Below are 25,205 nucleotides of genomic sequence, written 5' to 3' on the forward strand. Positions count from 1 at the left end.
GCCCCCCTCACAATGGTCGATCCGGTTGCCGGATTTTCCGCCTTCTTATGTGACTTGACTAATTATTGTCTATGCTAACTAAAAGCGCGGAGTAACCGTCGAGCGAGGTACAGAGGTGGAGCGCAGCGACGCTGAGTTCGCGGAGTTCTCACACGCATGGGGAGAACTGGTGCGAGCAGTCGCTCGTGCCCGGGGCCGTGTGCCGAGCGGAGCGGAGCCCCGCCTGACTCTCGCCCAGGCCCTGCTGCTGGAAAGTGCCCTCGCGGTCACCCACCCTACGGTCGGCGAGATTGCTCACGCTGCTGGGATCTCCTCTCCTTCTGCCACCCGGATGCTCCAGCAGTTGGAGCGGAAAGGGATGGTGCGGCGCCGCCGCTCCGAGGAGGATGAGCGGGCCACAGTCGTCAGTGTCACTGACGAGGGTATGCGGGCGCTCCACGCGCATCAGACGCTCGTCCGCGACCGGTTGCACGACCTGTTCCACCAGGTCGACCCGAGGCTGCGCCCGGTGCTGGTGGACCTCCTGCACACTATGCGTGACCTCGCTGATCGGCTGTGATCTGTGGTGTTCCGGTATTTTTTTCTGAGCCGGGGCCGGCCTGTCCGGGGTGACGCCGGTCCGGTGTGCTGTCCAGGTCAGCCGAGCCAGTAGTCTCCACTTTGTCCCCCTTTCAGGGTCCCGACGTTTCGCCCGCGACGGGGGGCGATTGCTGGAACCGTCGCGCACCGCGGACACCGGAACGCTTTTCGGAGGTGTCGCGTGCCGTGCGCCGCTGTCAGGCAAGGGGCTGGTCTATGACGGGGGCCATCATCGCTGCCGCGCTAGGGGCGGTTGCTTTCGCGACCGGTGCGGCACTCCAGGAACGAGCGATTCTGGGGGGTGTCCCGGCCGAGGTGTCGGGACAGTGGGAACTGCTGCGCTGTCTGCTCCGCAGCCCGCTCTGGCTGATAGGCACCGGACTCAGTGGAATCGGCACGGGCGCCCATGTCTGGGCGCTGACCGGAGCGCCGCTCATGATTGTCCAACCCATCGGGGTCGGTGGCCTGTTATGCGCTGTGGTGGTGTCGGCGGTGCTGCACCGGCGCGCACTCACCGGAACAGAGATTGTGGGATGTCTCACAGTCACGTTCGGTCTGGTCGCGCTGGTCGGGACCCTGTACGGGCATTCCGGTCCCCCTGTCGACCCTCCTCCGTCCACCGCGTGGATTCTGCCCACGGCAACGGGGGTGGTCATGCTCGGCGGCCTGCTCGTCTCCCGGTTTGTCTCCGGGGCGCTGCGGGCGTGGGTGCTGGCCCTCTGCGGGGGTGTCGGGTTTGCGACCCTGTCCGCCCTGGTCAGGGTCATCGGGGTGGCCGCGCTCGACGACCCGCTCTCGGTGCTCCGCCCGTTGACGCTGGTGACCGCGGTGATCGGGGTGTGCGGCTACCTGCTCGTCCAAGGCTCCTACCGCACCGACCACTTCGCTCTCGCCTATGCCACGCTACTGATCAGCGACCCGCTCACCGCGGTGCTCATCGGGGTCTCGCTGCTCGGCGAGTCCCTGCCCACGGGGGCGCTTCCGCTCACCGTGATCGTGGTCAGTGCGCTCGCCACGGTGGGCGGCACCATCACCTTGGCCCGTTCGTCGGTGGCCCGCCAGCGCAGGACTCGGCTGCGGGCCGCGCCCTCGGTGGTGAGCGACGGCCCGCAGCCCTCTCCCCGGCCTGAGGATGCGGGCCGTAGGAAGGAACGGCCGGGGAAGTCTGGCGACGTTCCGACGCGGACGACAACCGTCAGTTGTCCAGCGACTGGGCGGCCAGCGTGACCGTGGTCTGCGCGGTCTGGCCGCCGCGCTGGTAGGTGATGGTGACGGTGTCCCCGGGACGGTGGGAGCGGATCTCGGCGATGAGCACGTTGGGGTCGGTCACCATGCGGTCTTCGATCCGGATGATGACGTCGCCCTTGCGCAGCCCGGCCTGGTCTGCTGCGCCGCCCCGGTTCACTTCCACGAGTTCCGCCCCGGGACCGTCCTCAGCCACGGTGACGGAGGCTTCGATCGCGGCGTAGGTGGCCTTGCCCGTGTTGATCAGCTCTTCGATGATGGGTTTGGCCTGGTTGATCGGGATGGCGAAGCCGAGTCCGATGGACCCGGACTGCGACATGAAGTTGCCGCTCGTCGTCGCGATCGCCGTGTTGATCCCGATGACTTCGCCGTTCATGTTCACGAGCGGTCCCCCCGAGTTCCCGGGGTTGATCGGGGCGTCGGTCTGGATCGCGTCGATCACCGTCGACGTGGTGGCCTGCGGCTCCTCCTCGTCGGGGGAGGGCAGGAGCGGGCTGTCCTGCTGTCCGCTGACACCCGTGTTGACGGGGCGTTCCACCGCGCTGACCACGCCCGAGGTGACCGTGCCGGACAGGCCGAGCGGCGCGCCGATGGCGACTACTTCAGCTCCGACTTCCACCTGGTCGGAGTCGCCGAGGGACGCCGGGGTGAGCCCGGAGACGCCTTGAGCCCGGATGACGGCGAGGTCGGAGACCGGGTCGGTGCCCACGATCGTGGCGGACGCCTGCGAACCGTCGTGGAACAGCACGGTCAGCTCTTGCGCGTCAGAGACCACGTGGTTGTTGGTGACGATGAGCCCGTCGTCCCTGATGATGAACCCGCTGCCGCCGCCTTCGGCGGTGGCGATGGACACCACGCTCGGCAGGGCTTTCGCGGCGACTTTGGTGACGTCCCCCGAGGCCGCCGAGGTGGCAGCCGGGTTGGCTGCCACCTGCTCGCTGAGGAAGTAGGCGGTGGCGACGGATGCTGCCGGGCCGACGATCAGACTGGTGATGAGGGCGGTCACGGCAGCGATCAGCACTACCCGGCCGCTGCGCTGCGGCTTGCCGGGCGGTGGGGCGCCTTCGAACGGGGAGGAGCCGTGCAGTGTCGGGAATCCCCCGGTCGGCGGGAAGAACCCTCCGGGGGACGGCGGCACGGCCCAGGCGCCTGTGGGGGAGTTCGGCTGGTCGTGCTGAGCGGGCCGTTCTTGCCAGGCGCCTTGGGCAGCACCGGCCGGGACGCCGCCCGCAGGCGGAGGCCCGGGACGGCCGGGGGCCGGCTGGGGCGCCTCCGGCCCGGGGTAGGCCTGCGCCCCGTGCCGGGCCGTGGCCTGGTCGGGTGCGGGCGGGCCCCATGCGGGGTGGGGAGCGTGGGACTGCGGCGCGAACGGTGCGGGACGGGGCGCCGGGTGCGGCGGAGTCTCCCTACTGCCCGGTGCGGGAGCCTCGTGGGAAGCGTCACGCTGCTCGGCCGCGGAGGCGGCAGGCTCCGAAGCGGGTGCGGCTGCTGCGGAGGGTGCGGAAGCCGCCTGGGCAGTGTCGGGTGCGGCTCCGGTCTCAGAGCGGGCAGCGGAGCCGGTCGTGGCGTCTTCCGGAGTGTCCGCAGCGGTGGTGTCTTGGTGGTCCGTGACGCTCTCCCGGCCGTCCGCGTCGGCCAGCGGTCCCTCAGGGCGTTCTGGTTCTTCCATGGAAGAACCGCTACCGCGGTCGATCGCGCTCATGCGAGTTTCCTCCCGGACATCTGGTGCTTGCCTTCAGCATCGGCATTCAGGGTTAGAACACGGTGAGACAGCGGAAAGGTCCGGTTTCGAAGAGTTCGCGGGAGGCACGGACCTGGCAGTCCGCTCTGGTCCGGCGTGTCGCCACCGGTTCGTGCGCCGAGCAGTCAACCATGGGGAACCGGTCCCCGGCGCCGGTGGACTCACCGCGTGGCCGTGCACTGTGCCCCTATCCCAGGCCACGCGGTGCCTGACCCGGAGGCGATCCCTGTCTGCCTCCGGGAGGGGGCAGGGCGGGTCATTCGCCGGTCTGCACGGGGAGGGACTCGTCAGCTCCCCAGGCACTCCACGACCCTGGGTAGAGCCGGGCGTCGGGGAAACCGGCGTGTTCCAGAGCGAGCAGGTCATGGCAGGCGGTTACCCCGGAACCGCAGTACACGGTGACGCTGGTGGCGGTGTCGACGCCGAGCGCGCGGAAGCGGGCCTGGAGGACGTCGGGCGGGGCGAACCGTCCCGTGTCGTCGAGGTTGTCCTGCCAGCTTGCGCTCCGCGCCCCGGGAATGTGGCCGGGCCGGGCATCCACGGGGGCAGGCTGTTCCCCGGTGAACCGGCCGAAGGTCCGCGCGTCGAGCAGGAGCCTGCCCGGTTCGCCGAGTTCCTGCCGGACAGTGTCGGTGTCCACCACGCGGTCTGCGGGCCACGGCACGGGGGTGCGGGTGCGGGGCTCGGCGGTGACGTCACCCGTCTCGAGCGGCCCCGGCCACGCTTGGAGTCCGCCGTCCAGCAGTGCGGCACGCGTGCCGAGGACGCGCAGCATCCACACGAGGCGGGCCGCGGTGGAGCCGCCCGCGTCGTCGTAGGCCACGACCACGCTGCCGTCGCCAATGCCCAGCCGGGAGAGCGCCGCGGCGAAGTCAGCGGGGTCGGGAAGTGGGTGCCGTCCCCCCGCGGGACTGGGCGGGGCGGCCAGGTCCGTGTCGACGTCGACGAACACCGCGCCGGGAAGGTGCCCGTCGCGGTATGCCTGGCGGCCGGAGCGCCCGTCCAGGTACCAGCGCACGTCCGCGAGGATCACCTCGTCGGCGTGGGCGCGCAGCCAGTCGGCGGTGACGATAACGGGGAAGGATGGGGATGCGGCGGACTCGGAACGTGCCATGAATCCAGGCTAGCCGCGATGGCTGGGTGGTGCGGAGGATGCCGCGTCAGGGGTGCGGGGGTGGGACCGGCCGAGCCACAGCAGCCCCAGCACGGGGAGGACGAGCGGCACGAACCCGTAGCCGATGCCGAAGAGCGACCAGACCGTGTCGTCGGGGAAGGCTTCGGGGACCAGCAGGGTGAACAAGCCGACCGCGACCACGCCGACGAGTTCGAAGGTGCAGGCAGCGAGGGCCACGCGCCGGGAGGTGTGCCCGCTGCGGGCGAGCGCCACGGTCGCCGCGATGTAGACGGCAGCGGCGAGCGCGGACAGCGAGTAGGCGAGGGGAGCTTCCTCGAAGCGGGTGAGGATCTGTACGGTGGACCGCCCTGTCGCGGCGACCGCGAAGAGGGCGTAGACGGCGACCAGCAGCCGTCCGGGGCCGCTGGCGCGCGTGGTGGCGGCGGTGTGCGTGGTCTCAGACAACGGGCGCGTTCCAGAGCTGTTCGAGACGGACCATCAAGACCGGCAGGACGAGGCCGGCGAACGCGATCACGGCGGGGCCCCACTTGCTGCGTTCCATGAGTCCCCACACCGCGCAGGCCGGGGGGACCAGCACCAGGGTGACCAGGTAGCTGACGAAGGTGACGGTGTCGGGCGGCCGCGGCCCTTGCACGAGCAGCACGATCGACAGGACGAGTTGGACGAGCAGCAGCACTTCGAGCACTGCCAGTCCGATCAGGTGCGGCACCAGCATCGGCTGGCCTCGGAACGCCGAGATCCCACACCAGACGGCCAGCACGAGCGATGCCAGTTGGACGATCGTGGTCCACAGGTCACTCACGGCTGGCTCCGTCTCGCATTCCGTCCACCTTCCCCGAAGAAGCCTGACTGCTACGACGCAATGTAGTCCATAGCAGAACGCCTCCCGCACCGGGGGCCACTGGAGCGCGGTGAGCGGTGCGGGAGGGTGGGATGGCCGGGGAGCAGCAGGTCAGCGGACGACAGCCACGGGACCGCGTGCCCCGTGGAGGACCGCCTGGCTCACCGAGCCGAGGAGCAGGCCCCGGAATCCTCCCCGGCCGCGGGAGCCTACGACGATCAGGTCGGCCGGGGTGGCGGTTTCCAGCAGGCCCGCGGCCGGGTGGGCGCGGACGGTGCGGACGGTGACGGAGACGTCGGGGTAGCGCTTCCGGTAGTCGGCGATGGCTTCTTCGATGGTTTGCTGGGCGGCTTCGGCGAGCGGTTCTTCGTCGAAGATCTCGGGGGGAAGCGGCCCCATGGTCAACGCGAAGGCGGTGATGGGCTGCCAGGCGCAGACCACGACGAGTTCGGTGCCGCGCCGTTGGGCTTCGGTGAAGGCGAAGTCGATGGCGTTGCGGCTGGCGGGTGAGCCGTCCACGCCGAGGATGACGCGTTCCCGGACTCCGGGCGCGGTCTCGTGTTCTTTGGGGAGGACCACCACCGGGACGGGGGAGTGGGCAGCGAGTTCCACACCGACCGATCCGGCGAAGGCCGAGGCGAGGGTGCCGCGGCCCCGCGAGCCGACGACGACGAGTTCGGTCCCCGGTTCTTCCGCGGCTTCCATGAGCGCTTCGGCGGGGCGGCGGAGTGCGACCCGGGTGCGGGTTTCCAGTTCCGGGTAGACCCGCTGGATCCATCGGTCGGCGTAGTCCAGGAGGGCGCGCGCGTCTTGGAACAGGGGGAGTTCTTCGACGTTGGCGGGGATGGCCGGGCCAGCGAGCGGGTCCCGCGGGTCGGGGATCTCCACGGCGGTGACGATGCGTAGCCCGAGCCCGCGCAGCCGCGCCTCATGTGCTGACCATTCGAGCGCGTACCTGCTGGAGGCGGAGCCGTCGACTCCGACGACGACCCAGCCGGTCGGTGTGTCAGCCATAGGTCTCTGCCTCACTTTCGTGGCGTCACACTCGGGTCTCTACCCACGATGCGGCAGCTCACTGCGGGCGGCTGGTCCCTTTGGTCCGGGCGGAAAGTCCTGAGACGGGAGCGGTCCGGCAGCCAAGGTCTCTTTTTGCTCTATTTCTTTCTAGAAAGAATTTTTCTAGATAGGCTTATGGGGAGCGACACCGAGGAGAAGACCATGGCCACCGCAGAGACCCCCGAGAACCTCCCCGTGCTCTACTTCGGCCACGGGGCGCCGCCCCTCGCCGACGACGAGCTCTGGACCAGCCAATTCGCCGCATGGTCGGCCGAGCTCCCCCGCCCCAAGGCGATCCTCGTCATCTCCGCGCACTGGGAGTCCGCCCCGCTCACCATCGGGGCGACCACCACTGTCCCCCTGGTTTACGACTTCTGGGGCTTCCCCGAGCGCTACTACCAGGTCACCTATCCCGCCCCCGGAGCACCGCAGCTCGCCGCATCGGTACGCGCCCTGCTCAGCGGCTCCGGCACCCCTGTTGCCGAGGCGCCCGCTCGCGGCCTCGACCACGGCGCCTACGTGCCGCTGAAAGAGATGTACCCCGAGGCGGACGTGCCGGTCCTCCAGATCTCCATGCCCACTCTCGACCCCGAGGAGCTGTTCGCCCTGGGCCGCCGCCTGGCCCCGCTGCGGGACGAAGGCGTGCTCATCATGGGCAGCGGGTTCCTCACCCACAACCTGTCGTGCGTCGACATGAGCCGGGGCCCCGACTACGCGCCACCGTCCTGGTCGGCTGAGTTCGACGACTGGGCTGCCCAAGCCGTCCACACCGGGGACGTCGACGCCCTGCTGGATTGGCAGGCCAAGGGGCCAGCCGCCACGATCGCCCACCCCCGCAGCGAACACCTGGCACCGCTGTTCGTCGCCCTCGGGGCCAGCAGCGGCACCACCGAAACCGCCCGCAGCGTCATCGACGGCTTCTGGTACGGGCTATCCAAACGCGCGTTCCAGTTCGACTGACCCTGCACACCAGGCGCCCCCTCCCGGGGTGCGCCAGCGGCCGGAGGTTTACTCCTCCTCGACCAGGCCCCCGGCCAGCAGCGGCTCCATCACCAGGTCGGGGTGGTCCCGCTGGATGACCTTGAGCCGCCACTTGTTGTGCACCAGCACGAGCAGCTCCCCGTCGGAGCGCCGGGTCAGCACCTCGGCCCCGGACAGCCCGTGCAGTACGGGGGCTGACGCGGCGTCCGTGCGGCGCGCCACGCTGTAATCGAGGTGGGTCAACTCCACCGGTGCGCGGAACTCGTGCTCCATCCGGTGAGTGACCACGTCGAACTGGAGGGGGCCCACCGCGGCCAGCACCGGGGCCTGTTCGCCGCGCACATCCGACACCAGCACCTGCACGACGCCTTCGCTGTCGAGCTGCTCGATCCCCCGGCGGAACTGCTTGTAGCGGCTGGAATCCACGGCACGGGCCACCGCGAAATGCTCGGGGGCGAAGCTGGGAATCGGCGGGAACTCCACCTTGGGCCCGGCATACAGGGTGTCGCCGACCCGGAGCGCCTGGGCGTTGACCAGCGCGATCACATCACCGGGGAACGCGGTGTCCACGGTCTGGCGCTGGGCGCCGCGGACCGCCTGGGCGTACTTGGTGGCGAACGGGCGGCCCGTGGTCGCGTGGGTGAGCACCATGCCCCGGTCGAACCGGCCCGAACACACCCGCACGAACGCCATCCGGTCCCGGTGCGCCCGGTCCATGTTGGCCTGCATCTTGAACACGAACCCGGAGAACGGCGCGTCCACCGGCCGCGGGGCGCCGGTCACGTCGAGGCGGGCCGCGGGCGCGGGCGCCAGGTTGATGAGTGCGCGGAGCAGTGCGGAGACGCCGAAGTTGGGCAGGGCCGCCCCGAAGAGCACCGGGGAGGACTTGCCTGCCAGGAAGGACTCCTCGTCGTAGTCGGCGCCGATCTCCTCGAGCAGTGCCAGCTCTTCCATCGCCTGCTCCCAGGCAGCCCCCTCGACCTCGGCCGCCTGGACCGCGTCCATGGGTTCTTCCCGGGCTTTCGTGGCCCCGCCCGGGGTGCGGTGCAGTTTGGTGTAGCGGTTGCCTGCCGTGCGGTCGATCAGGCCGCGGAAGTCCCCGGCGACACCCACCGGCCAGTTGAGCGGGGTGGGGCGCAGGCCGATGCGCTGCTCGATCTCGTCCAGCAGCTCCAAGGGCTCGCGGCCGGGCCGGTCCCACTTGTTGACGAACGTGATCACCGGGATGCCGCGGCTGCGGGCCACGTCGAAGAGCTTCAGCGTCTGCGGCTCGAGGCCTTTGGCCGAGTCCAGCAGCATGACCGCGCAGTCCACGGCGGACAGCACCCGGTAGGTGTCCTCGGAGAAGTCGGCGTGGCCCGGGGTGTCCAGCAGGTTGAGCACGCAGCCGTTGTATTCGAGGCGCAACGCCGCCGAGGTGATGGAGATGCCGCGGTCCTGTTCGATCTCCATCCAGTCCGAGATCACGCCTTTGCGGTCCCCTTTGCCGTGGACCGCGCCGGCCGAGGTGATCGCCTCCGTGTGCAGCGCTAGCGCTTCGGTCAGCGTGGACTTACCGGCGTCAGGGTGGGAGATCACCGCGAACGTGCGGCGGCGGGCTGCTTCCCGGTTGACCTCGTTGGCTCCGGTGGAGGTTTGCGCTGCGACAGACACCACGTTCTTCTCCTGCTCCAGGGTCCTGAGCGAGGCTATCCCACCTGCGTAGCACAGGCCGCCTTGACGAAACCGGTCCGTAAACGATTCACTCACTACCGACTGGTCGGTATCTCAATGGTGGGAGGCGAACACCGGTGAAAGCGCTGCGGGTGCACAACCTGGGAGAGCCCAAAGACGTTCTCAAGCTCGAAGAAGTCCCTGTCCCCGAGCCTGCCCCGGGGCAGATCGTGGTCCGCGTACTCGCCACAGCGGTCAACTTCCCCGACGCGCTGATGTGCCGCGGGCTCTACCAGGAGAAGCCGCCCCTGCCGTTCACCCCCGGCGTGGAACTGTGCGGCGAAGTCGTGGCCCTGGGCGAGGGCGTCACCACAGTCACCGAAGGCGACCGCGTCATCGGCTCCCCGGTCCTGCCCTACGGATCGTTCGCGGAATACGCGCCCATGGACATCAGCCGTGTCTTCCCTGCGCCCCCCTCCCTCAGCGACACAGAAGCGGCGGCCCTGTTCATCGGCTACCAGACCGGATGGTTCGCCCTGCACCGCCGGGCCGGGCTGCAAGCCGGGGAGACCGTCCTCGTCCACGCCGCGGCCGGCGGGGTCGGCAGCGCCGCAGTCCAGTTGGCCAAAGCAGCGGGCGCTCGCGTGATCGGTGTCGTCGGGGGCGCGGCCAAAGCCGAATACGCCCGCAAACTGGGCGCCGACATCGTCGTCGACCGGTATGTCGACGACTTCGTGTCCGTGGTCAAGGAAGCCACCGACGGGCGCGGTGCCGACGTCATCTACGACCCGGTGGGCGGCGAGTCCTACACGCGCTCCACCAAGTGCATCGCCTTCGAAGGACGCATCCTCATCATCGGCTTCGCCAGCGGGACGATCCCCACCCCTGGCCTCAACCACGCCCTTGTCAAGAACTACTCGCTGCTCGGCCTGCACTGGGGCCTCTACAACAAGCGGAACCCCGCACTCGTGGCCCACTGCCACGAAGAACTCACCGCCCTCGCGGAGCGCGGTGCGATCAAACCCGCCGTCAGCGAGGTGCTCAGCCTGGAAGAGCTGCCGGACGGGGTGCAGCGCCTCGCAGACGGCACCACCGTGGGACGCCTGGTGGCCACCCCGCACGGAGCCCAGTAACCGTCTGGCGCGGCCCCGTCGCCAGACGCCGTTGTCCCGCCAGTGCCGTCACCGCACCCCTGCCCGGCTCGCGGGACTGACCAGAGAGGAAGACCCATGGGGAGACCGTTCACCTTCCCCGACCGAACCATCGTCGTCACCGGTGGCGCGAACGGGATCGGCTACGCGCTCGCGGAACGCTTCCTCGCCGAAGGGGCGGCCCGAGTGGTCCTCGCCGACCTGGACGGGGAGCGCGCCGCGGCCGCAGCAGCCGAACTGGGGGCGCGAGCCCAGGGCTACCAGCTCGACGTCACCGACGCCGAAGCGGTAGCCGCGCTCATCGAGGAGGTCGAGCGGGACAGCCCTATCGACCTGTGGTGCTCTAATGCCGGGGTGACCACGGGCGGCGGCCTGGGTAGCGACGCGGACTGGGACCGCACCTGGCGGGTCCACGTCCTCGCCCACGTGTATGTGGCCCGGCTCCTGCTGCCCCGCATGGTCGAGCGCGGCGGCGGACACCTGCTCATCACCGCATCGGCCGCGGGCCTGCTCACCAACATCGACTCGGCCCCCTACTCGGTGACCAAGCACGGCGCGGTCGCCCTCGCCGAATGGCTGGCGATCCTGCACGGGGACGAGGGCATCGACATCTCGTGCCTGTGCCCGATGGGCGTCAACACCGCGATGACCGCCAAAGACGGCCCGGACGCGGCCACCCGGCTCGGCGGCGACTACCTCGAACCCGAAGACGTCGCCCAGTCCGTGGTGGAAGCCCTCAACGAGGGCCGTTTCCTCATCCTGCCGCACCCGAAGGCCGCGGTGATGGAGCAGCGCCGCGCCTCCGACCGCGACCGCTGGCTGGCCGGAATGCGCCGGGCCAGAGCCAGGCTGAAGGGCGGCAGCGGCCGCTGAGCGCGGCCGCGCACCACCCCCGGCACCGGGAAGCAGACGGCCCCGGACACGGTGACGTGCCCGGGAATATCGCCGCCTATCCCTCCGCACCGTCAGCGTCCCGGTGCCGGGAAAGCCGGAGCTGAGGGCTCCGTCTCTCCTCAGGCTGCTCACACCCGCGGCGCCCGGCCGGGCGCCGGACCGGATCCTCTGGGATTCCGCGGCCGCACTGTCCGCCTTCCGCTGAGCCCGCACAGCAGCGCGGCAAGGACACCCCCGCCCGGCGCCAGGCGTGACGTCCAGCGGCGCGGTCCCGCTTCCTCTCGCCGTCCTGATCGGAGTTCCTGCGACCTCACCAAGGCAGTGTGCGCGCCCTGCCCCGTCCCGGTGCGGCCAACCGCCCTGCCAGCCGTCCAACATGCCCCCCTGACTGCCCCTATGGGCGGACACGACCGCGCTGCCCGAGGTGTGCCGTGCCGGGGGTGCCACCCACGTGCACGGTCTTTTCCCGCACGTCACCCCCGGTGAATGTGAGGTCTTTTCCTCAAAATTCATGATTTTCGGCTGATGGGGTGAACCGCGTGCGGCAGCGGCGCGTCCCACAGGATGTCCTCTCCCATCCCACCCCGGATAGCCAGGCCTCTTCGCCCGTGCACTCCTCCCCGGGAGAGGTCCGATATGTTCCTGGGGCGGGATGTGACGTTGGGGACAAGACAGCACACATCGGTGTGTCGTCTCCTGTTCTCCGTGGAGGTCCTCAGACTCCTCAAGTGCCGATCAGGTTGACAAAAGATCACAAAAAGGCCGGTTGTGGCCAGCCGTGACGTGCCGATAGGCCACAACAGTGCTGGAAAAGGTGGGATCGGTTTGTTGGCAGAGTGCTCACCCGACAGTTGCGCTCCCTTCATTCACACAGATCGACAAGGGCTTTCCCGATGTCTTCGGGAAGGGAGCGGTAGTCTTTCCGAGCGGAATCGACGGCCGGGAAAAGATTTGGCTAACCACCGGAATTCACGGTTTTGGGTGGGTATGATTTCTTCTGTCGGCAGGCACTTCTCCCCCACGTCCATTTCCCCGCTCACATTCGCATCACTCCCAGCCGAAGCCGCATCGCCGCTTCAGCACCCGGGAATGCGCACGGGCCGTCTATGGGCAGGTTCGCAACAGTGGTGACCACAGTGTTCCGGTTTTTGAGGATCGCGGTGTCGTCTCACCTGCGTTCTGCCCAGCCGTTCAATGGGAATCGGAGGTGCGATGACTAATCACAGCACCTCGCGTTCCGGAACGGACACCGCGGTCATTGTTATTGCTGCCGACGACCTCAGCGCAGAGGTCTTTATCGACGGCTCCCGGCACGTTGTCCACGGGGCCGACGCCAAAGCGACCCGGCGGGCCGCGCTCGACTACGTCACCGACCATGCCGCCCGCATCGGGCGCCCGGTGATCATCGAGGCACGGGACGTCTACGGAGTCCAACGACTGGAAGCACTCCCCCGCGGCGTGATCCGGAGCATCCCCCAGATCCCGCCACCCGCGCCGCGCAACAGCGGAAAACAGTCGGGGAGCAGGACCGGCGTGGTCCTGGCCCTCGCCGCAGCAGGCCTGGCAGTGGTCGTCCTCGTCGTGGTCTCCGTAGTGCTCGTGGTTCCCCGGTACCTCCCCGGGTTTGGCACTCAGGCCGCGCCTTCGCAGCAAGCCCCCGAAACGCCTGACACCATCCCCTTCGAAGCACGTTCCGCGCCCCCCGGGTTCTCCAGCGAAGCGCTCTGGCGGATTCCCGTCACCGAAGGCACCCGCCCGGCCGTCTCCGACGACGGCAGCCGGGTCGCTTTCATCGGGGCTGACGGGAAGCTCGCGGTCGCTGGCCCGGAAGGGAAACGGCTGTGGGAAGCCGACCTGCCGATCCAACCCGCGGAGATCGAAGGGGCGGTCCGCTTCGTCAAGAACGACGACCAGTGGGAGGTGGCGATCGCGGGGACCGGGAAGCTGTGGATCTGGTCTGCCGACGGCAGCGGCCCCACCGAGTACAAGCTCCCCAAGGACGGCGTGGTCACCTTCGCGGGCACAGCCCCGCTCGTCACCACCGACAAGAAGGCCATGGTCCCCCGCGAGGGAGAACTGCTCGAAGTCAAAGTGCCCAAGGGAACGGGGGGCATGCTCGTCGTCGGGGACGAAGTGCTCCTCGCTGCCGCCGACGGCCCCTGGTACTGGGCTGCCCCCGGGGAAGAGCCCGCGAAAGTCACGGCGAAGGAACCCAAGAGCGCCGATGGACTCGATCGGGTGATCACCGCATCCGAGCGGTATGTCATCGTTCGGTGGCAGAGTGAGAAGGAAGACAAAGTCATCCTGGCCGCCCACGACGCCCGGGACGGCTCGGTCTTCGCGGAGACGGAGATCACCGCGGGAGAACTCGCCGATGCCACCTGGATCGAAGGGGAGACGGTGGCTGCCTATGGACCGATCCTGACCGACCTGGAGTCCGGACAGACTCAGGTGCTGCCGGGCTTCACACCACTCAACGCTGTCGCCGGCGTGGTCTACGGCGAACTGGAGGAAGGCCAAGTCGCGGTCAACGCGGCGGGGGAGGTGACCCCCATGGAACCCGACACCGCCCGTCCGTGGGGCCTGCTCGACGGCCACGCCGTAGTCATGGCCGACGCCAATCTTTATGCCTTATTGCCGGATTAACCCCTAACGAGAAGTTAAGGAGATACATGTCCTATACGGCACGCGCCTTGGGCGTGACAGCCGCAGGCCTGCTGGCCTTCGGCCTTGCCTCGGCTCCGGCTTCGGCTCTGGAGCTGGACCTCGGTGCTGACCTCGGCATCGCGACGCTCGACGCGGAGGTGGGCATCCTCACCAACGGAAACGACGGCGGCGACGACACCCCCGGCGAGACCCCCGGCGGTGGTAACCCCGGCGGCGAGGACCCGGGGCCGGGAGACAACCCGACCCCTGAGCCTCCGGGCGGAGGTGAGGACCCGGGTGGCGGTGACCCGGGCGGTGGCGACCCGGGTGGCGGTGACCCGGGTGGCGGTGACCCGGGCGGTGGCGACCCGGGCGGTGGCGACCCGGGTGGCGGTGACCCGGGTGGCGGTGACCCGGGCGGTGGCGACCCGGGCGGTGGCGACCCGGGCACCCCTGAGCCGGAGCCCGAACCCGAGCCCACTCCGGCGCCCGGCGATGGCGAAGACCCGGACGACAAGAATCCGGGCCAGCAGCCTGGCGACGGTAGCGGCGAAGACGGCGACGCCGACGACAACAAGGGCAGCAGCGACGACAAGAAGAGCGACAAGGCCGACGAGACCCTGCCGGTGACCGGTGTGGACCTCAGCGGCTTCGTGCTCGGCGCCTCCCTCACGACCGCTGTCGGTGCGATCACCATCGTCGCTTCCCGCCGCCCGGCCCAGGCGCGCAACTGACGCTGCCCCTCCGGTTCGCGGTGACCGGTAAGTGACCGCACAAGCCCTCCGCGTGCACCACGCGGAGGGCTTCTTTGCTATCCGACCCGGCTCTCCCCGCGATCCCGGTGTCATCCTGCACTGGTTCTCTTACTCTGCGTTACCCTCACTGTCGACACAGCGGAGAACGGGGGAGGGGAGCATGACCGTGCGGAATCGCACCATCGCGGTGCTCCTCGGCGGGCTGGCTGGGCTCCTCGCCCTTCCGAGCCTGGGGCATGCCTCCCCGCAGCCGGACGACACCGTTCCTGGGCGCAGCAACGACATCACCCTGTCCATCACCGACTCCCGGGACCGGATCGCGGTCGGGGAGGACACGGCCTACACGGTCACCGTGCGCAACGAAGGGGAGGAGGCTGCCCCCGAGCTGCTCGTGGCCCAGATCGCCCCTGCCCACCTTGATCTCCGGGAAGCCGACGGCGGGGGCGTGATCGAAGACAACACGGCGGCCTGGCTGGTCTCGCTCGGCCCCGGCGAGGAGCAGACCCGCACCGTGACCGCCACCCTTGTCGAAGACCCGGGGCAGGACACGGTGGCCACCACTGTCTGCGCGGGCTGGCAGGAAGCAGACAGCCCTCTGGTGTGCGCGGATGATGAGAACACGGTGGGCGCGCAGAACGGGAGCGTCCCGCTCCGGCCTTTCTTCACCGGCGCCGGGATCGCGGCTGCCGCAGCTCTCCTCGTCGGACTCGTCGTCGCCGTGCTGCGCCGTCCCCGAAAGCCCCGAGGGCGGCATGCGCGCCACCGGGCTGCGGCCCGGCGGTGACCTCCGGTTCTCTCCGCTGGCCGCGGGCAGGAGGAGAGCGTCGGGAAACTGCCTGGCCCGACAGTACACGCGGGTAGGGGCAGTGCCCGGGCGCGGTCAGGTCCAGCCGTAGCGGTCCCGCAGCACCGCGGCCACCCGCCAGAACGTGGCGCGGTCGACGATCGCGCCTTCCCGGCGGATCTCGTGCTCTTCCAGTTCGAAGAGGCGGTCCAACCGGATGTAGGAGACCCGTCCGGCCCTATCCCACGGTCCTGAGCCGAGCAGCAGCCAGTCGTCTGCTTCCCACGGGTCGGGCTCCTGGCTGGAGAGCATCAGGGCGTGCAGCACGTTGCCTTTGCGGCCCACCACCAGGAGGGGACGGTCTTTGCCTTGGGTCGGGTCTTCTTCGAAAGGAACCCAGGTCCACACGATCTCTCCGGCGTCGGCCAGACCGTCGGGCTCTGGGGCGTAGGTCAGGACTGTGGGGTTGCCTCGGGTGGGCACTTCGCGGATCGCGCCCTCGTGGGGGTGGGGCGGGCGCGCCGCGGATTCGGCTGGGTGGAAGGTCACGGGCTGATTGTAGAAGGCGCGGTGGGGTTACGCCGAGTGGTGGGAGCCCATCGGAAGCGTGGCGGACCGCGGTTCTCCGGCATCGAGGCCGTCGGCGAAGTCGAGGAGGGGCGGTTGGTGGGCGCGGCGCTGCTCTAACGCGAGGAGCCACTGCTTGCGGGCCAGGCCACCGCCGTATCCGGTGAGCGAGCCGGACGAGCCCACCACCCGGTGGCAGGGCACGATGATGCTGATCGGGTTGCGGCCGTTGGCGAGTCCCACGGCTCGGGACGCCGAGGGTTTGCCGATCCGGGCCGCGAGTTCGCCGTAGGAGACCGTCTGTCCGTAGGGGATCTCCAGGAGGGCACGCCAGACCGTGGTTTGGAACGGGGTGCCGGTGAAGGCCAGCGGAAGGTCGAAGACGGTGCGTTGACCGGAGAAGTACTCCGTCAGTTGGGCGATGACCTCGGTGAACGGTGCGGGGTCGGGGACGCCGAAGGAGTCCGGGGCAGGCCGGTGCCGCTGGTCTTCCTGGTAGAGGCCGACGAGTGCGCCGTCGGCGGCGACCAGGGTCAGCGGGCCGAGGGGACTGTCCACAACGGTGTGGACTCGTGCGCGAGCCGGGATTTCGGCGGTCACGATCACTCCTTGGTGGGTACGCGGTGCGGGCGTACTTGTCCCAGTATCAGGGGTCCGCCGGTGTGGGAGAGGCGGGCTGAGTGAGTTTTCCGCCCGACACCGCATACCGTTGCGCTCCCCGGGTCAGCGGGTTTCGCGTCCGGAGTCGTGGTGGTTGTTGTTGGGCAGAGTCTCTTCAGACTGTTCGCTGCGGTGGCCGTTTATGTTCTCGGACAGGTGGCGCAGCGGCGGAACCCACAGGCGCATGCTTCCCGTACGGAGACTTTTGGACGAGGCGGAGCGGCGGAGCGCTCTGGGTTCTCTGTGCTCGGCGGTGCGCAGGGTCCCCGCTCCCAGGGCGATGAACAGCACGAGGGAGGCGGGGAACAGGAGGGCCACGGAGAGCCCGGCGCGGTCAGCGAGGAAGCCGATGGTGGGCGGGCCGAGCAACGGTCCGAAGTAGCCGATCGCGGTGACCGTGGACAGGTCCCGGCCGGACCGCTCCGGGTTGTCGTTGGCCGCGGCGTTGAACACTTGCGGCACGATGCCGGACAGTCCGATCCCGACCAGTGCGAATCCGATGATAACGGGAATCTGGAGGGGCAGGACGAGGGCGAAGAAGAGCCCGAACGATGCGAGGAGGCTGCCGCCCCGCACCACGTTGACCGGGCCGAACAGGGCGACCAGGCGGTCGCCGATGAGACGGCCCGCGGCCATCATCGTGGCGTAGGCAGCGTAGGTGGCGGACGCAGCGGTTTCGGAGCCGCCCACCATTTCCCGGGTGTAGAGGGCGCTCCAGTCGTTGGCTGCCCCTTCGGCGAGCATGCAGCACAGTGCGAGGACCCCGAGCAGCAGGATTCTGCCCCGGGGGAGGGCGAAGCGGCGGAATCTCGGCCGGGCGGGGGCGCGCTGGGCGGCGAGGGCCGGGGTGTCGAGCAGCCACTTGCGCCCCAGGAGGGAGAGGAGCGTCAGCACGGACGATGCGCCGATGAAGGTGGTGGTGACGTCCAAGCCGGCCCGGACGCAGAGGGTGCCCGCGATAGCTCCGAGCCCGCCGCCGATGGAGCACACGGCGTGGAAAGAGACCATGATCGGACGTCCCCACTCACGCTGCAGCCGTGCTGCTTGCAGATTCGCGGAGACGTTGAGCAGGGCTTGGCTCGACCCCAGCAGGAGCAAGAAGAGCGTGAGCTGTTGCAGATTGGTGGCGTATCCCGGAGCAACAAGCGCGATACTGGCGACGAGGGCGGCAGCCGGTACTATGATGCGGCCGTTGAACCGGTCAAGCAGGCCGCCCATCAGCCGGATGGTCACGACGCCACCCAGGGCGAGGGCAAGCAGGGCGATACTCAGTTCCCCTTCGTCGACTCCGGTCTGACGTTTGATGGCGGGAATACGTGAGGCCCAGATAGAGATGACTGATCCGGTGACGAAAAAGTATGCGTACAACGCGATCCTGGCGCGTCGTAGCCGACGTGGAACGGGGTGCTCTCCGCGGGAGTGGGAGGGGCTGACGGGCTGGCTCTCCGGCATGCGCTCATCACCTTCTCGAAATTGCCGATTCTGGACATAGCGCGCCGAACGGTGTGCGACAGCGGTGTGTCCAGGAACGGGGGGCGCGGCGGTGACCAGGCCAATCCGGACGCCGCTTGAGGGGGAATATCCGGGTTTTGAGGGCGGATTCCTAGGTGTTCTGCAAAGGTCCCGGCAATCAATGAGGCTACCCAGACAGTGGTCGAAAAGTAACCGGATCGACGGAAAACTTTTTCGCTGAGACAGCCTCGGAGCTGCGAAGATGCGCGGAAAGCCGTGTCAGTAAACGGTTTTCGCTTTGAGAATTAAATTTCTCGGAGTCTAGTGGGTGGAAGGCGATAGGAAGGAGATTTGCTCCATAAAAGAGCGATGTGTGGATTGTGTGGTTTTTTAGATTTGTGCTGTCTGTTGGAAGAATCCAGAAATATAGATGTCTAGAGGATTTGTGCGATTTTTGGAGAATGGGGGAGCTGGCGGCCGCAGTAGCGTGAGGAACACCACGCGGAACCCGCCTATGGAATCCCTCACGGAGTCACGGGCGCGTGGGACGGACAGAGAGCACCCCGGATACACCAAGCGCCACACCCGAGCGGAAGGGCTCCGGATGTGGCGCAGACTGGCGGCCCCAGCAGGATTCGAACCTGCGACACCCGCTTTAGGAGAGCGGTGCTCTGTCCCCTGAGCTATGAGGCCGGACACTTCTAGAGTAACGGAACCGGCGAGCGGATGCGGCGGGTGACAGGGAAGGGGCAAGCAGGGCTAATCGTTGAGTAATCTTCGTATCGATCAGGTTGTCATGACTGCCAGGTGATGTCTGCCACACGCTGTGGCGGAGTGGCGTCCCTGAGACGAGTGTGCCTGGGGCGGATCCGCGTCGCGCCCCCGAACGCATCTCTGAGCAGCACAATGTCGGGCTCGTGCTCTACTCGCAAACAGGGGCACCCGACCGTGCGGACTGTCGCTGCGACGCCATGACCTGGACGGTCTGGGAGTATGGTGCGACCCGGTCACGCGAACCAGCAGAGCCAAGGCAGCGGAGGAGCCACGTGCCGTTCGTTCTCGATGCCGGGCGGAGTCGTTGCCGCGCGACGAGGAACGGGACACCGTCCGTCTCGAACGGCAGATCCCGGTCGCGGACTGTGGTGACCGCGGTGTTCACCCTCATCCTCATGCTGGTGAACCTCGTGGCGCTGCCGTCCGCCTACGCCGACAACGAAGAACTGGAATCCCTCAGGGAGGAAGCCGAACAGGCCAGGGAGGAGCTGGAGCAGGCCACCGAGGAGTACACCAAGCGGCAAGAGGCGCTCGAAGAAGCGCAGGACGAACTGGTCAAGACGCTGCATGAACTGCAGCAGATCGAGGGCCGGATCGCAGACATGCGGGTCCCCCTCGTCGAACTCGCCATCACGCTCTACAAACAGCCCGACGTCGGAGTGCTGGGTTTCTTGGCGTCCGATTCGGTGGAGAGCGACCTGCGCGCCGAGTCGCACGTCATGAAACTCTCCTACGACCAGGAGCAGCTCCTCGACGAGGCGAATGCGCTCCGCGACGAGCAGATCGAACTGACCGGCCGAGCACAGGAACTCCAGTCGCAGACCCAGTTGGAGCGGGTGGAGCTCGAAGACGAGCTGGAGAAGCTGCGGAAGAAGTCGGAAGAGAGCACGGAAGCGCTGACGAAGAAACTCGAGGACCTGGGGCTTTCTGTCGACGCCTACATGGCCGGGGTGGAGTGCGACCCCAGTGCTGCCCAGAAGGCGATAGGCGCCCCCAACGGGCTGCTGCCCAGCGACTCCCTGTGCGAGCTGCACGTCGAAGGCCACTACCTGCGTGCCGACGCCGCCGTGGACTTCCTGCGCATGAACCAGGCCTACGCCCAGGAGTTCGGCACCGACATGTGCGTGACCAGCTCCTACCGGGACCTGCAGAACCAGCACCGCGTCTACGCCCAGCAGCCGCCGGGGTACGCGGCAGTGCCGGGAACAAGCAACCACGGCCTCGGCTTGGCGGTCGACTTGTGCGGCGGCGTGCAGAACCAGGGGTCGCCCCAGTTCAACTGGTTGGAAGCACACGCTGGCGAATACAACTGGTTCCACCCGGCGTGGGCCTACTCCAATCCTTTCGAACCCTGGCACTGGGAGTACGACCCCTCCTAGCAGGACAGCCCGCGACACGGTGACGGCGGCCCCGCTACGGCAGGCTGCCGTCACCGTGTTCCGCCTGATCAGCCGCGGGCAGACGGCACGAGCAGCCGAGGCGACGCGGGGCAGCAGACAGCCACCGCCTCATCCGCGGATCGCAATCGACAGCCGGTCGGCAGCGTGCCCGGCGAGCGCTTGCGCCTCCTCGTCGGTGACCGCGAGCACGATGAGAGTCCCCAGGCTGTGCGCGGCATCGTCTTCGGCGACCACGGTGATCACCGGCCGGTCCCGCACAATCCTGCGGGCCGTGTCCGGTCCGGGGTAGTCGACCACCGGCGGGTCGCCAGCAGCGGCAAGCACGTCGATACGGCTGCCTGGACGCAGCAGCGCGGCCGCCCCGGGGTCGGCAAGGCGCACGGGAGCCGCCACCAGGTCGGCGCCGTACCCGGCGGCGGGCGGATCCGCCAGCCGCACCTCGGTGAGGATCTCCCCGGCACGCACCGGTGAGCGCAGTGCCCTCCCCGCCACGGGATCACCTGGGGCCAGCGCCCCGTCAGGGACGACAGCGGCGGGGATGCTGCGGGCCACCGTGTCCGCGTCGGTCAGCGGGACGAGCCCGGACAGGTCATGGGCGGCGACCAGCACTTCCACGGCAGGCGGGGCAGGGGGACGGAGCACCAGCAGTGCCCCGGCCGCGGCCAGCGCAGCGGCTGTTGCGGCCAAGAGTCGGCGCCAGCGGTGCCAACGTGCCCAGAACGGGCGGCGGGCAGTGGTGGAGAAGAGCTTCATGGCCGACCACGCTAGGTGGCCCGCTACGGCGCGACGCAAGGTTTCCACAGGCAGAAGTTCCGTGGAAACCCCCGGAGTCCGGAAAACGACCGCGGGCCCCGGCGAGTCCGCACCCCGGGACCGGCGCTCCTCTCCGGACAGCAGGTTTTCGCCAACCGGCGATCAAGACTTCGTCGAAAGCTGGATGTGCAAAGCGTAATCACCCGATATCAGGACAGGATGTCTGGGCGAGCTCTGATGCGTCGTCGAAGCTCCGGGGGGATTGCGATGAAAATGCCCGTGGTGAACTCGTGTGAGGCGGAGGCCTGCGCCTACAACACTGACAGCACCTGCCGCGCACTGGCGATCACTGTGGGGAATCAGCCCAGTGCATACTGCGACACTTTTCTGCCGATCCAGGCCAAGGGAGGCGACCCCAGCACGGTCGGCCACGTGGGAGCTTGCAAGATGGCCAACTGCCAGCACAACGTCCAGTTCGAATGCCAGGCCCCGGCCATCAACATCGGTTTCGACGCCAACCAGGCAGACTGCCTCACCTACGCGCCCGCCTAAACCCAGTTCCTGGACGGGCACACTCCCGGCCAGGAACCGTCATCGCGAGGCTGCCGTTCTGTCCCAGTCCAGGAACACAGTGGGCACTGCCCGCGTCCGGCTGTCCTGATCCACGGTGAGGGCCGCTCCCGGCACGGAGCGGCCCTCAGTGACGAGGTGCGGAGTGCGTATCGGCGCGAGGGTCAGGCGGCGGAAGTGGTTTTGCTGGAGTCGCTGGACGACGAAGCAGAGCCCGAAGAGGAGGAGTCGGCCTTGGCGCTGCTCGAGGACGACGACAGCGAGGAGCTGGAGCTCGACGCGTTGTCAGTGCGGTAGAAACCCGACCCCTTGAACACGATGCCGACCGCCGAGTACACCTTGCGGAGCTTGCCCTGGCACTTGGGGCAGGTGGTCAGCGGATCGTCGCTGAAGCTCTGCACAACCTCAAGATCGGCGCCGCATTCGGTGCAAGCGTACTGGTACGTAGGCACGGGCCCTCCTAGCTGGCACTCTCACCCGACGACTGCTAAATAGTACGCTGTCTGACCATGTGATCGTGACAACGGGGGATGAACCGCGGTGGTCAGAGGCGTTCCTCCGCGGCCCCTAGGCGGTATCCGCCGCGCACCCGCTGCGCCAGGTGAGGACTCAGACAGTTTGTCTGAGTGGTGACTTTATCGGTGATGTGTCCACACTATGCCGCGTCCCGGAGTCACGACTGCCCGGACGGGTCGGTCATGCGGTTCTACCGGCACCGCATCCACCAGCTCGTCGTCGTAGACCACGGCCAGTGACAGCGTCTGCTCTCCCGCAGCCGCCAGCACCCGGTCGTAGCAGCCCGCACCACGGCCCAGCCGGTATCCCGCACGGTCTGCTGCCAGCGCCGGGCAGACCAGAACCCGGGCTTCGGCGACCGCATCCGCCCCCAACCGCGTCCCGGTCGGTTCGAGCAGGCCATGCCCGGCAGGGGCGAGCGACTCCGGCCCGGTGTAGACCGCCCAGTCCAAGTCCCCGCTGGGGGTGACGATCGGCAGGAGCACGCGGTGCCCGCGCGCCGCGAGGGCAGCCACCAGGGAACGGGTGTCCGGTTCGCTGCCCACCGCGTAGTAGGCCGCCACCGTGGGGGAGCCGGTGGCCGCGCACAATTCCAGCACCGCGTCGCGGATCCGCAGCCCGGCCGCGGCCCGCTCCTGTGCGGAACGCGCGCGCCGCGCCGCAAGGATGCGGCGCCGCAGCTCGCGTTTGCTCTGCCCCGTGTCCATGGACACCCAGTCTGCCAGCGGCACGGGACCGCACCGGCAGCATCCCGAGGCCGACAAGACGGGTGGGGCGGCAGAAAAGGGGAAACGCCGTCAAGTGCGGATGACGCGTTTCAGACGCGGCAGTGTCTTATCGTGCGGAACATGACAGATGAACAGCACTCTGTAACTCCGGTGACCAAAGCGGTCATTCCCGTGGCAGGACTGGGGACGAGATTCCTCCCCGCCACTAAGTCCACGCCCAAAGAGATGCTGCCGATCGTCGACAAGCCGGCGATCCAGTACGTAGTGGAGGAGGCGGTCTCCGCCGGGCTCAACGACATCCTCATGATCACCGGGCGCAACAAGCGTTCCATCGAGGACCACTTCGACCGGGCCTACGAACTGGAGGAGGCCCTCCGCGCCAAAGGTGACATCGAACGGCTCAACGCGGTGCGCCACCCCAGTGACCTCGCCCAACTGCACTACGTGCGGCAAGGGGAACCGCGCGGCCTGGGGCACGCGGTGCTGTGCGGCGCCGCCCACGTGGGCAACGAGCCGTTCGCGGTCCTGCTCGGCGACGACCTCATCGGCGCGCGGGAAACCCTGCTGCAGCGGATGATCGAGGTCCGCCAGACCTACGGGGGCAGCGTCATCGCCCTGATGGAGGTGGAACCCGACCAGGTCTCGCTGTACGGGTGCGCCGCGATCGAACCCACCGACGAGCCCGACGTCGTGACCGTCACCGACCTCGTCGAGAAGCCTCCGGCGGACCAGGCGCCCAGCCGCTGGGCGATCATCGGCCGCTACATCTGCGACCCGGAGATCTTCGAAGTGCTGCGCAAGACCCCGCCGGGACGCGGCGGGGAGATCCAGTTGACCGACGCGCTCCGGGAACTCGCCCAGCGCAGCTCCAATGGGGGAGGAAGGGTCCACGGTGTGCTTTTCCGCGGTCAACGCTTCGATACCGGGAACAAGCTTGACTACCTTCGCACCGTGGTGGAGTTCGCCTGTGAGAGTCCGGATCTTGCCAAGGAGTTCGTGCCGTGGCTGCGTGACTTCCTGACGAGGTATGCGACAGACTCCACCAGGTAACCGAACGAAACGATCACGATCCGGCGGGGGAAGTCGATGAAAAGCGTCGAACAGCACGTCAGCGACATCCTGGCGGTAGTGTCCCGACCCGATCCGATCGAGTTGGACCTGCTGCGGGCACACGGGGCGGTACTCGCTGAACCGGTAACGGCGGAGCTCTCGCTTCCCCCGTTCGACAATTCCGCCATGGACGGCTATGCGGTTTGCGCTGCCGACGTGGCCACGGCTACTCCGCAGACCCCGGTGACGCTGCCTGTCATCGCGGACATCCCCGCGGGGGACGTGTTCGCCTCAGCCATCCCCGTCGGGTGTTGTGCCCGCATCATGACCGGGGCGGCGCTGCCGAAGGGCGCGGACGCGGTGGTGCCGGTCGAGTGGACTGACGCGGGTGTGGCCGAGGTGGCCGTGCACCGTGCAGTCGAGGCCGGGCACGCGGTCCGCCAGGCGGGAAGCGACGTGAAGGAAGGCACCGAGGTGCTTCCCGCCGGGGTCCGGATCGGGCCGGCGGAGGTGGCGGTGCTGGCCGCGGTCGGCCGCCGTTCGGTGTCGGTCTACCCGCGGCCCCGGGTGGTGGTCCTCGGCACCGGTGAAGAGCTGGTCGAACCGGGCCGGCCGCTCAGCCCCGGCCAGATCTGGGAGTCCAACAGCTTCATGCTCACCGCGGCCGCTATCGAGGCGGGATGCGAGGGCTACCGGTACGGGTTCGTGGGCGACGACCCGGACCAGGTGTTCGAGGCGATCCAGGACGCCCTGGTGCGGGCCGACATCGTCATCACCAGCGGCGGGGTCAGCATGGGCGCCCACGACGCGGTCAAAGAGGTGCTGTCGCGGCTCGGCACGGTCCAGTTCGACAAGGTGGCGGTGCAGCCGGGGATGCCGCAGGGGTACGGCACTGTGGGGGAGAGCAGCATCCCCATCATCGCGCTGCCGGGAAACCCGGTGAGCTCCTATGTCTCCTTCTACCTGTTCGTGCTGCCCGCGCTGCGGAAGATGAGCGGCCTGCCCCAGGAGCAGCTTCCGTCGGTCCGGGCCCGGCTGCTCGCTCCTATCACGTCCTCGCCCCGCGGCAGGCGCTCCTATCTGCGCGCGGTCCTCGACTACGACATCGAGAGCGAAGAGGTCGCCTACACGGCGCTGCCCGTGGCCCAGCAGGGGTCGCACCAATTGTCCGCGCTGGCGAAGACCAACGCGCTCGTCGTCGTGCCGGAGCAGGTCACGGAACTCCCGGAAGGCAGTGTCGTCGAGGCGATCCAGTTGCCCCACCGGTAAGCTTC

Annotated in this window: 24 protein-coding genes and 1 tRNA gene; 12 read left to right on the plus strand and 13 right to left on the minus strand. The window is 68.5% G+C overall.

What is annotated here, in order from left to right; genetic code table 11:
* The first annotated feature begins 169 nt into the window (after positions 1-169).
* Entirely contained in the window at positions 170-559 is a 390-nt protein-coding gene (locus TFU_RS01740; protein ID WP_011290798.1) for a MarR family winged helix-turn-helix transcriptional regulator, read from the plus strand.
* Positions 560-795: 236 nt separating this feature from the next.
* A complete protein-coding gene (locus TFU_RS01745; protein WP_011290799.1) occupies positions 796-1,806 on the plus strand; it encodes a DMT family transporter in 1,011 nt (336 codons plus the stop codon).
* On the opposite strand, the gene TFU_RS01750 is transcribed toward TFU_RS01745, so the two are convergent.
* From TFU_RS01750 to TFU_RS01770, 5 genes are all read right to left on the minus strand, one after another.
* Entirely contained in the window at positions 1,775-3,526 is a 1,752-nt protein-coding gene (locus TFU_RS01750) for a S1C family serine protease (RefSeq protein WP_011290800.1), read from the minus strand. The two genes, TFU_RS01745 and TFU_RS01750, sit on opposite strands and share 32 nt — an antisense overlap.
* Positions 3,527-3,821: 295 nt before the next feature.
* A complete protein-coding gene (locus tag TFU_RS01755; RefSeq protein ID WP_011290801.1) occupies positions 3,822-4,679 on the minus strand; it encodes a sulfurtransferase in 858 nt (285 codons plus the stop codon).
* Between the two features lie 9 nt (positions 4,680-4,688).
* Complete coding sequence (locus TFU_RS01760) at positions 4,689-5,144, minus strand: hypothetical protein (protein WP_011290802.1); 456 nt, start codon at positions 5,142-5,144, stop codon at positions 4,689-4,691.
* A complete protein-coding gene (locus tag TFU_RS01765) occupies positions 5,137-5,502 on the minus strand; it encodes a hypothetical protein (protein WP_011290803.1) in 366 nt (121 codons plus the stop codon). The genes TFU_RS01760 and TFU_RS01765 overlap by 8 nt, the downstream gene beginning before the upstream one ends.
* A 150-nt stretch (positions 5,503-5,652) precedes the next feature.
* A complete protein-coding gene (locus tag TFU_RS01770; RefSeq protein WP_011290804.1) occupies positions 5,653-6,555 on the minus strand; it encodes a universal stress protein in 903 nt (300 codons plus the stop codon).
* Positions 6,556-6,732: 177 nt separating this feature from the next.
* Here TFU_RS01770 and TFU_RS01775 point away from each other — a divergent pair, with 177 nt between their 5' ends.
* Entirely contained in the window at positions 6,733-7,557 is an 825-nt protein-coding gene (locus TFU_RS01775; protein WP_011290805.1) for a dioxygenase family protein, read from the plus strand.
* 48 nt (positions 7,558-7,605) lie between these two features.
* On the opposite strand, the gene TFU_RS01780 is transcribed toward TFU_RS01775, so the two are convergent.
* A complete protein-coding gene (locus TFU_RS01780) occupies positions 7,606-9,234 on the minus strand; it encodes a peptide chain release factor 3 (RefSeq protein ID WP_011290806.1) in 1,629 nt (542 codons plus the stop codon).
* Positions 9,235-9,368: 134 nt separating this feature from the next.
* Here TFU_RS01780 and TFU_RS01785 point away from each other — a divergent pair, with 134 nt between their 5' ends.
* From TFU_RS01785 to TFU_RS01805, 5 genes are all read left to right on the plus strand, one after another.
* Complete coding sequence (locus tag TFU_RS01785) at positions 9,369-10,364, plus strand: NADPH:quinone oxidoreductase family protein (RefSeq protein WP_011290807.1); 996 nt, start codon at positions 9,369-9,371, stop codon at positions 10,362-10,364.
* Between the two features lie 96 nt (positions 10,365-10,460).
* A complete protein-coding gene (locus tag TFU_RS01790; protein WP_011290808.1) occupies positions 10,461-11,255 on the plus strand; it encodes an SDR family oxidoreductase in 795 nt (264 codons plus the stop codon).
* Positions 11,256-12,488: 1,233 nt separating this feature from the next.
* The gene (locus TFU_RS01795) at positions 12,489-13,922 is read left to right on the plus strand and encodes a hypothetical protein (RefSeq protein WP_011290809.1); all 1,434 of its coding nucleotides are present in this window, start codon (positions 12,489-12,491) and stop codon (positions 13,920-13,922) included.
* Positions 13,923-13,948: 26 nt separating this feature from the next.
* Entirely contained in the window at positions 13,949-14,656 is a 708-nt protein-coding gene (locus tag TFU_RS16005) for a hypothetical protein (RefSeq protein WP_011290810.1), read from the plus strand.
* A 181-nt stretch (positions 14,657-14,837) separates the two neighbouring features.
* The gene (locus TFU_RS01805; RefSeq protein WP_011290811.1) at positions 14,838-15,461 is read left to right on the plus strand and encodes a DUF11 domain-containing protein; all 624 of its coding nucleotides are present in this window, start codon (positions 14,838-14,840) and stop codon (positions 15,459-15,461) included.
* 96 nt (positions 15,462-15,557) lie between these two features.
* Here the strand turns inward: TFU_RS01805 and TFU_RS01810 are convergent, their stop codons facing one another.
* The 4 genes from TFU_RS01810 to TFU_RS01825 form a co-directional block, all read right to left on the minus strand.
* Positions 15,558-16,010 carry a type II toxin-antitoxin system PemK/MazF family toxin gene (locus TFU_RS01810; protein ID WP_011290812.1) on the minus strand — a complete coding sequence of 151 codons (453 nt, stop codon included), beginning with the start codon at positions 16,008-16,010 and terminating at the stop codon, positions 15,558-15,560.
* 27 nt (positions 16,011-16,037) lie between these two features.
* Positions 16,038-16,628, minus strand: coding sequence for a methylated-DNA--[protein]-cysteine S-methyltransferase (locus tag TFU_RS01815; protein ID WP_041427613.1), 591 nt, complete (start codon positions 16,626-16,628; stop codon positions 16,038-16,040).
* Between the two features lie 123 nt (positions 16,629-16,751).
* Entirely contained in the window at positions 16,752-18,056 is a 1,305-nt protein-coding gene (locus TFU_RS01820) for an MFS transporter (RefSeq protein ID WP_041427615.1), read from the minus strand.
* A gap of 701 nt (positions 18,057-18,757) precedes the next feature.
* Positions 18,758-18,833 (minus strand) — tRNA-Arg (locus tag TFU_RS01825).
* A gap of 353 nt (positions 18,834-19,186) precedes the next feature.
* Between TFU_RS01825 and TFU_RS01830 the strand changes: the two genes are divergently transcribed.
* Positions 19,187-20,293, plus strand: a complete 1,107-nt coding sequence (locus tag TFU_RS01830; RefSeq protein WP_011290815.1) for a M15 family metallopeptidase — start codon at positions 19,187-19,189, stop codon at positions 20,291-20,293.
* 129 nt (positions 20,294-20,422) lie between these two features.
* On the opposite strand, the gene TFU_RS01835 is transcribed toward TFU_RS01830, so the two are convergent.
* Positions 20,423-21,067, minus strand: coding sequence for an SAF domain-containing protein (locus TFU_RS01835; protein ID WP_011290816.1), 645 nt, complete (start codon positions 21,065-21,067; stop codon positions 20,423-20,425).
* Between the two features lie 267 nt (positions 21,068-21,334).
* Between TFU_RS01835 and TFU_RS01840 the strand changes: the two genes are divergently transcribed.
* Complete coding sequence (locus tag TFU_RS01840; RefSeq protein WP_011290817.1) at positions 21,335-21,619, plus strand: DUF1540 domain-containing protein; 285 nt, start codon at positions 21,335-21,337, stop codon at positions 21,617-21,619.
* A gap of 182 nt (positions 21,620-21,801) precedes the next feature.
* Here the strand turns inward: TFU_RS01840 and TFU_RS15675 are convergent, their stop codons facing one another.
* Together TFU_RS15675 and TFU_RS01845 are read right to left on the minus strand one after the other, a co-directional pair.
* On the minus strand, positions 21,802-22,089 hold the full coding sequence (locus TFU_RS15675; protein ID WP_011290818.1) for an FmdB family zinc ribbon protein: 288 nt from the start codon (positions 22,087-22,089) through the stop codon (positions 21,802-21,804).
* A 183-nt stretch (positions 22,090-22,272) separates the two neighbouring features.
* Positions 22,273-22,884, minus strand: coding sequence for a 5-formyltetrahydrofolate cyclo-ligase (locus TFU_RS01845; RefSeq protein ID WP_016188142.1), 612 nt, complete (start codon positions 22,882-22,884; stop codon positions 22,273-22,275).
* 117 nt (positions 22,885-23,001) lie between these two features.
* Between TFU_RS01845 and galU the strand changes: the two genes are divergently transcribed.
* Positions 23,002-23,931, plus strand: coding sequence for a UTP--glucose-1-phosphate uridylyltransferase GalU (galU, locus tag TFU_RS01850; protein WP_011290820.1), 930 nt, complete (start codon positions 23,002-23,004; stop codon positions 23,929-23,931).
* A gap of 36 nt (positions 23,932-23,967) precedes the next feature.
* Positions 23,968-25,200, plus strand: coding sequence for a molybdotransferase-like divisome protein Glp (glp, locus tag TFU_RS01855; protein ID WP_011290821.1), 1,233 nt, complete (start codon positions 23,968-23,970; stop codon positions 25,198-25,200).
* Positions 25,201-25,205: the final 5 nt, after the last annotated feature.

The organism is Thermobifida fusca YX, from assembly GCF_000012405.1.
Taxonomy (GTDB): Bacteria; Actinomycetota; Actinomycetes; order Streptosporangiales; family Streptosporangiaceae; genus Thermobifida; species Thermobifida fusca.

What these genes read in the sequence shown, in the direction of transcription:
- TFU_RS01745 (WP_011290799.1), top strand. Translation starts at nt 796, where the DNA reads ATGACGGGGGCCATCATCGCTGCCGCGCTAGGGGCGGTTGCTTTCGCG.
- TFU_RS01750 (WP_011290800.1), bottom strand. Translation starts at nt 3,526, where the DNA reads ATGAGCGCGATCGACCGCGGTAGCGGTTCTTCCATGGAAGAACCAGAA.
- TFU_RS01755 (WP_011290801.1), bottom strand. Translation starts at nt 4,679, where the DNA reads ATGGCACGTTCCGAGTCCGCCGCATCCCCATCCTTCCCCGTTATCGTC.
- TFU_RS01770 (WP_011290804.1), bottom strand. Translation starts at nt 6,555, where the DNA reads ATGGCTGACACACCGACCGGCTGGGTCGTCGTCGGAGTCGACGGCTCC.
- TFU_RS01775 (WP_011290805.1), top strand. Translation starts at nt 6,733, where the DNA reads ATGGGGAGCGACACCGAGGAGAAGACCATGGCCACCGCAGAGACCCCC.
- TFU_RS01790 (WP_011290808.1), top strand. Translation starts at nt 10,461, where the DNA reads ATGGGGAGACCGTTCACCTTCCCCGACCGAACCATCGTCGTCACCGGT.
- TFU_RS01795 (WP_011290809.1), top strand. Translation starts at nt 12,489, where the DNA reads ATGACTAATCACAGCACCTCGCGTTCCGGAACGGACACCGCGGTCATT.
- TFU_RS16005 (WP_011290810.1), top strand. Translation starts at nt 13,949, where the DNA reads ATGTCCTATACGGCACGCGCCTTGGGCGTGACAGCCGCAGGCCTGCTG.
- TFU_RS01805 (WP_011290811.1), top strand. Translation starts at nt 14,838, where the DNA reads ATGACCGTGCGGAATCGCACCATCGCGGTGCTCCTCGGCGGGCTGGCT.
- TFU_RS01835 (WP_011290816.1), bottom strand. Translation starts at nt 21,067, where the DNA reads ATGAAGCTCTTCTCCACCACTGCCCGCCGCCCGTTCTGGGCACGTTGG.
- TFU_RS01840 (WP_011290817.1), top strand. Translation starts at nt 21,335, where the DNA reads ATGAAAATGCCCGTGGTGAACTCGTGTGAGGCGGAGGCCTGCGCCTAC.
- galU (WP_011290820.1), top strand. Translation starts at nt 23,002, where the DNA reads ATGACAGATGAACAGCACTCTGTAACTCCGGTGACCAAAGCGGTCATT.
- glp (WP_011290821.1), top strand. Translation starts at nt 23,968, where the DNA reads ATGAAAAGCGTCGAACAGCACGTCAGCGACATCCTGGCGGTAGTGTCC.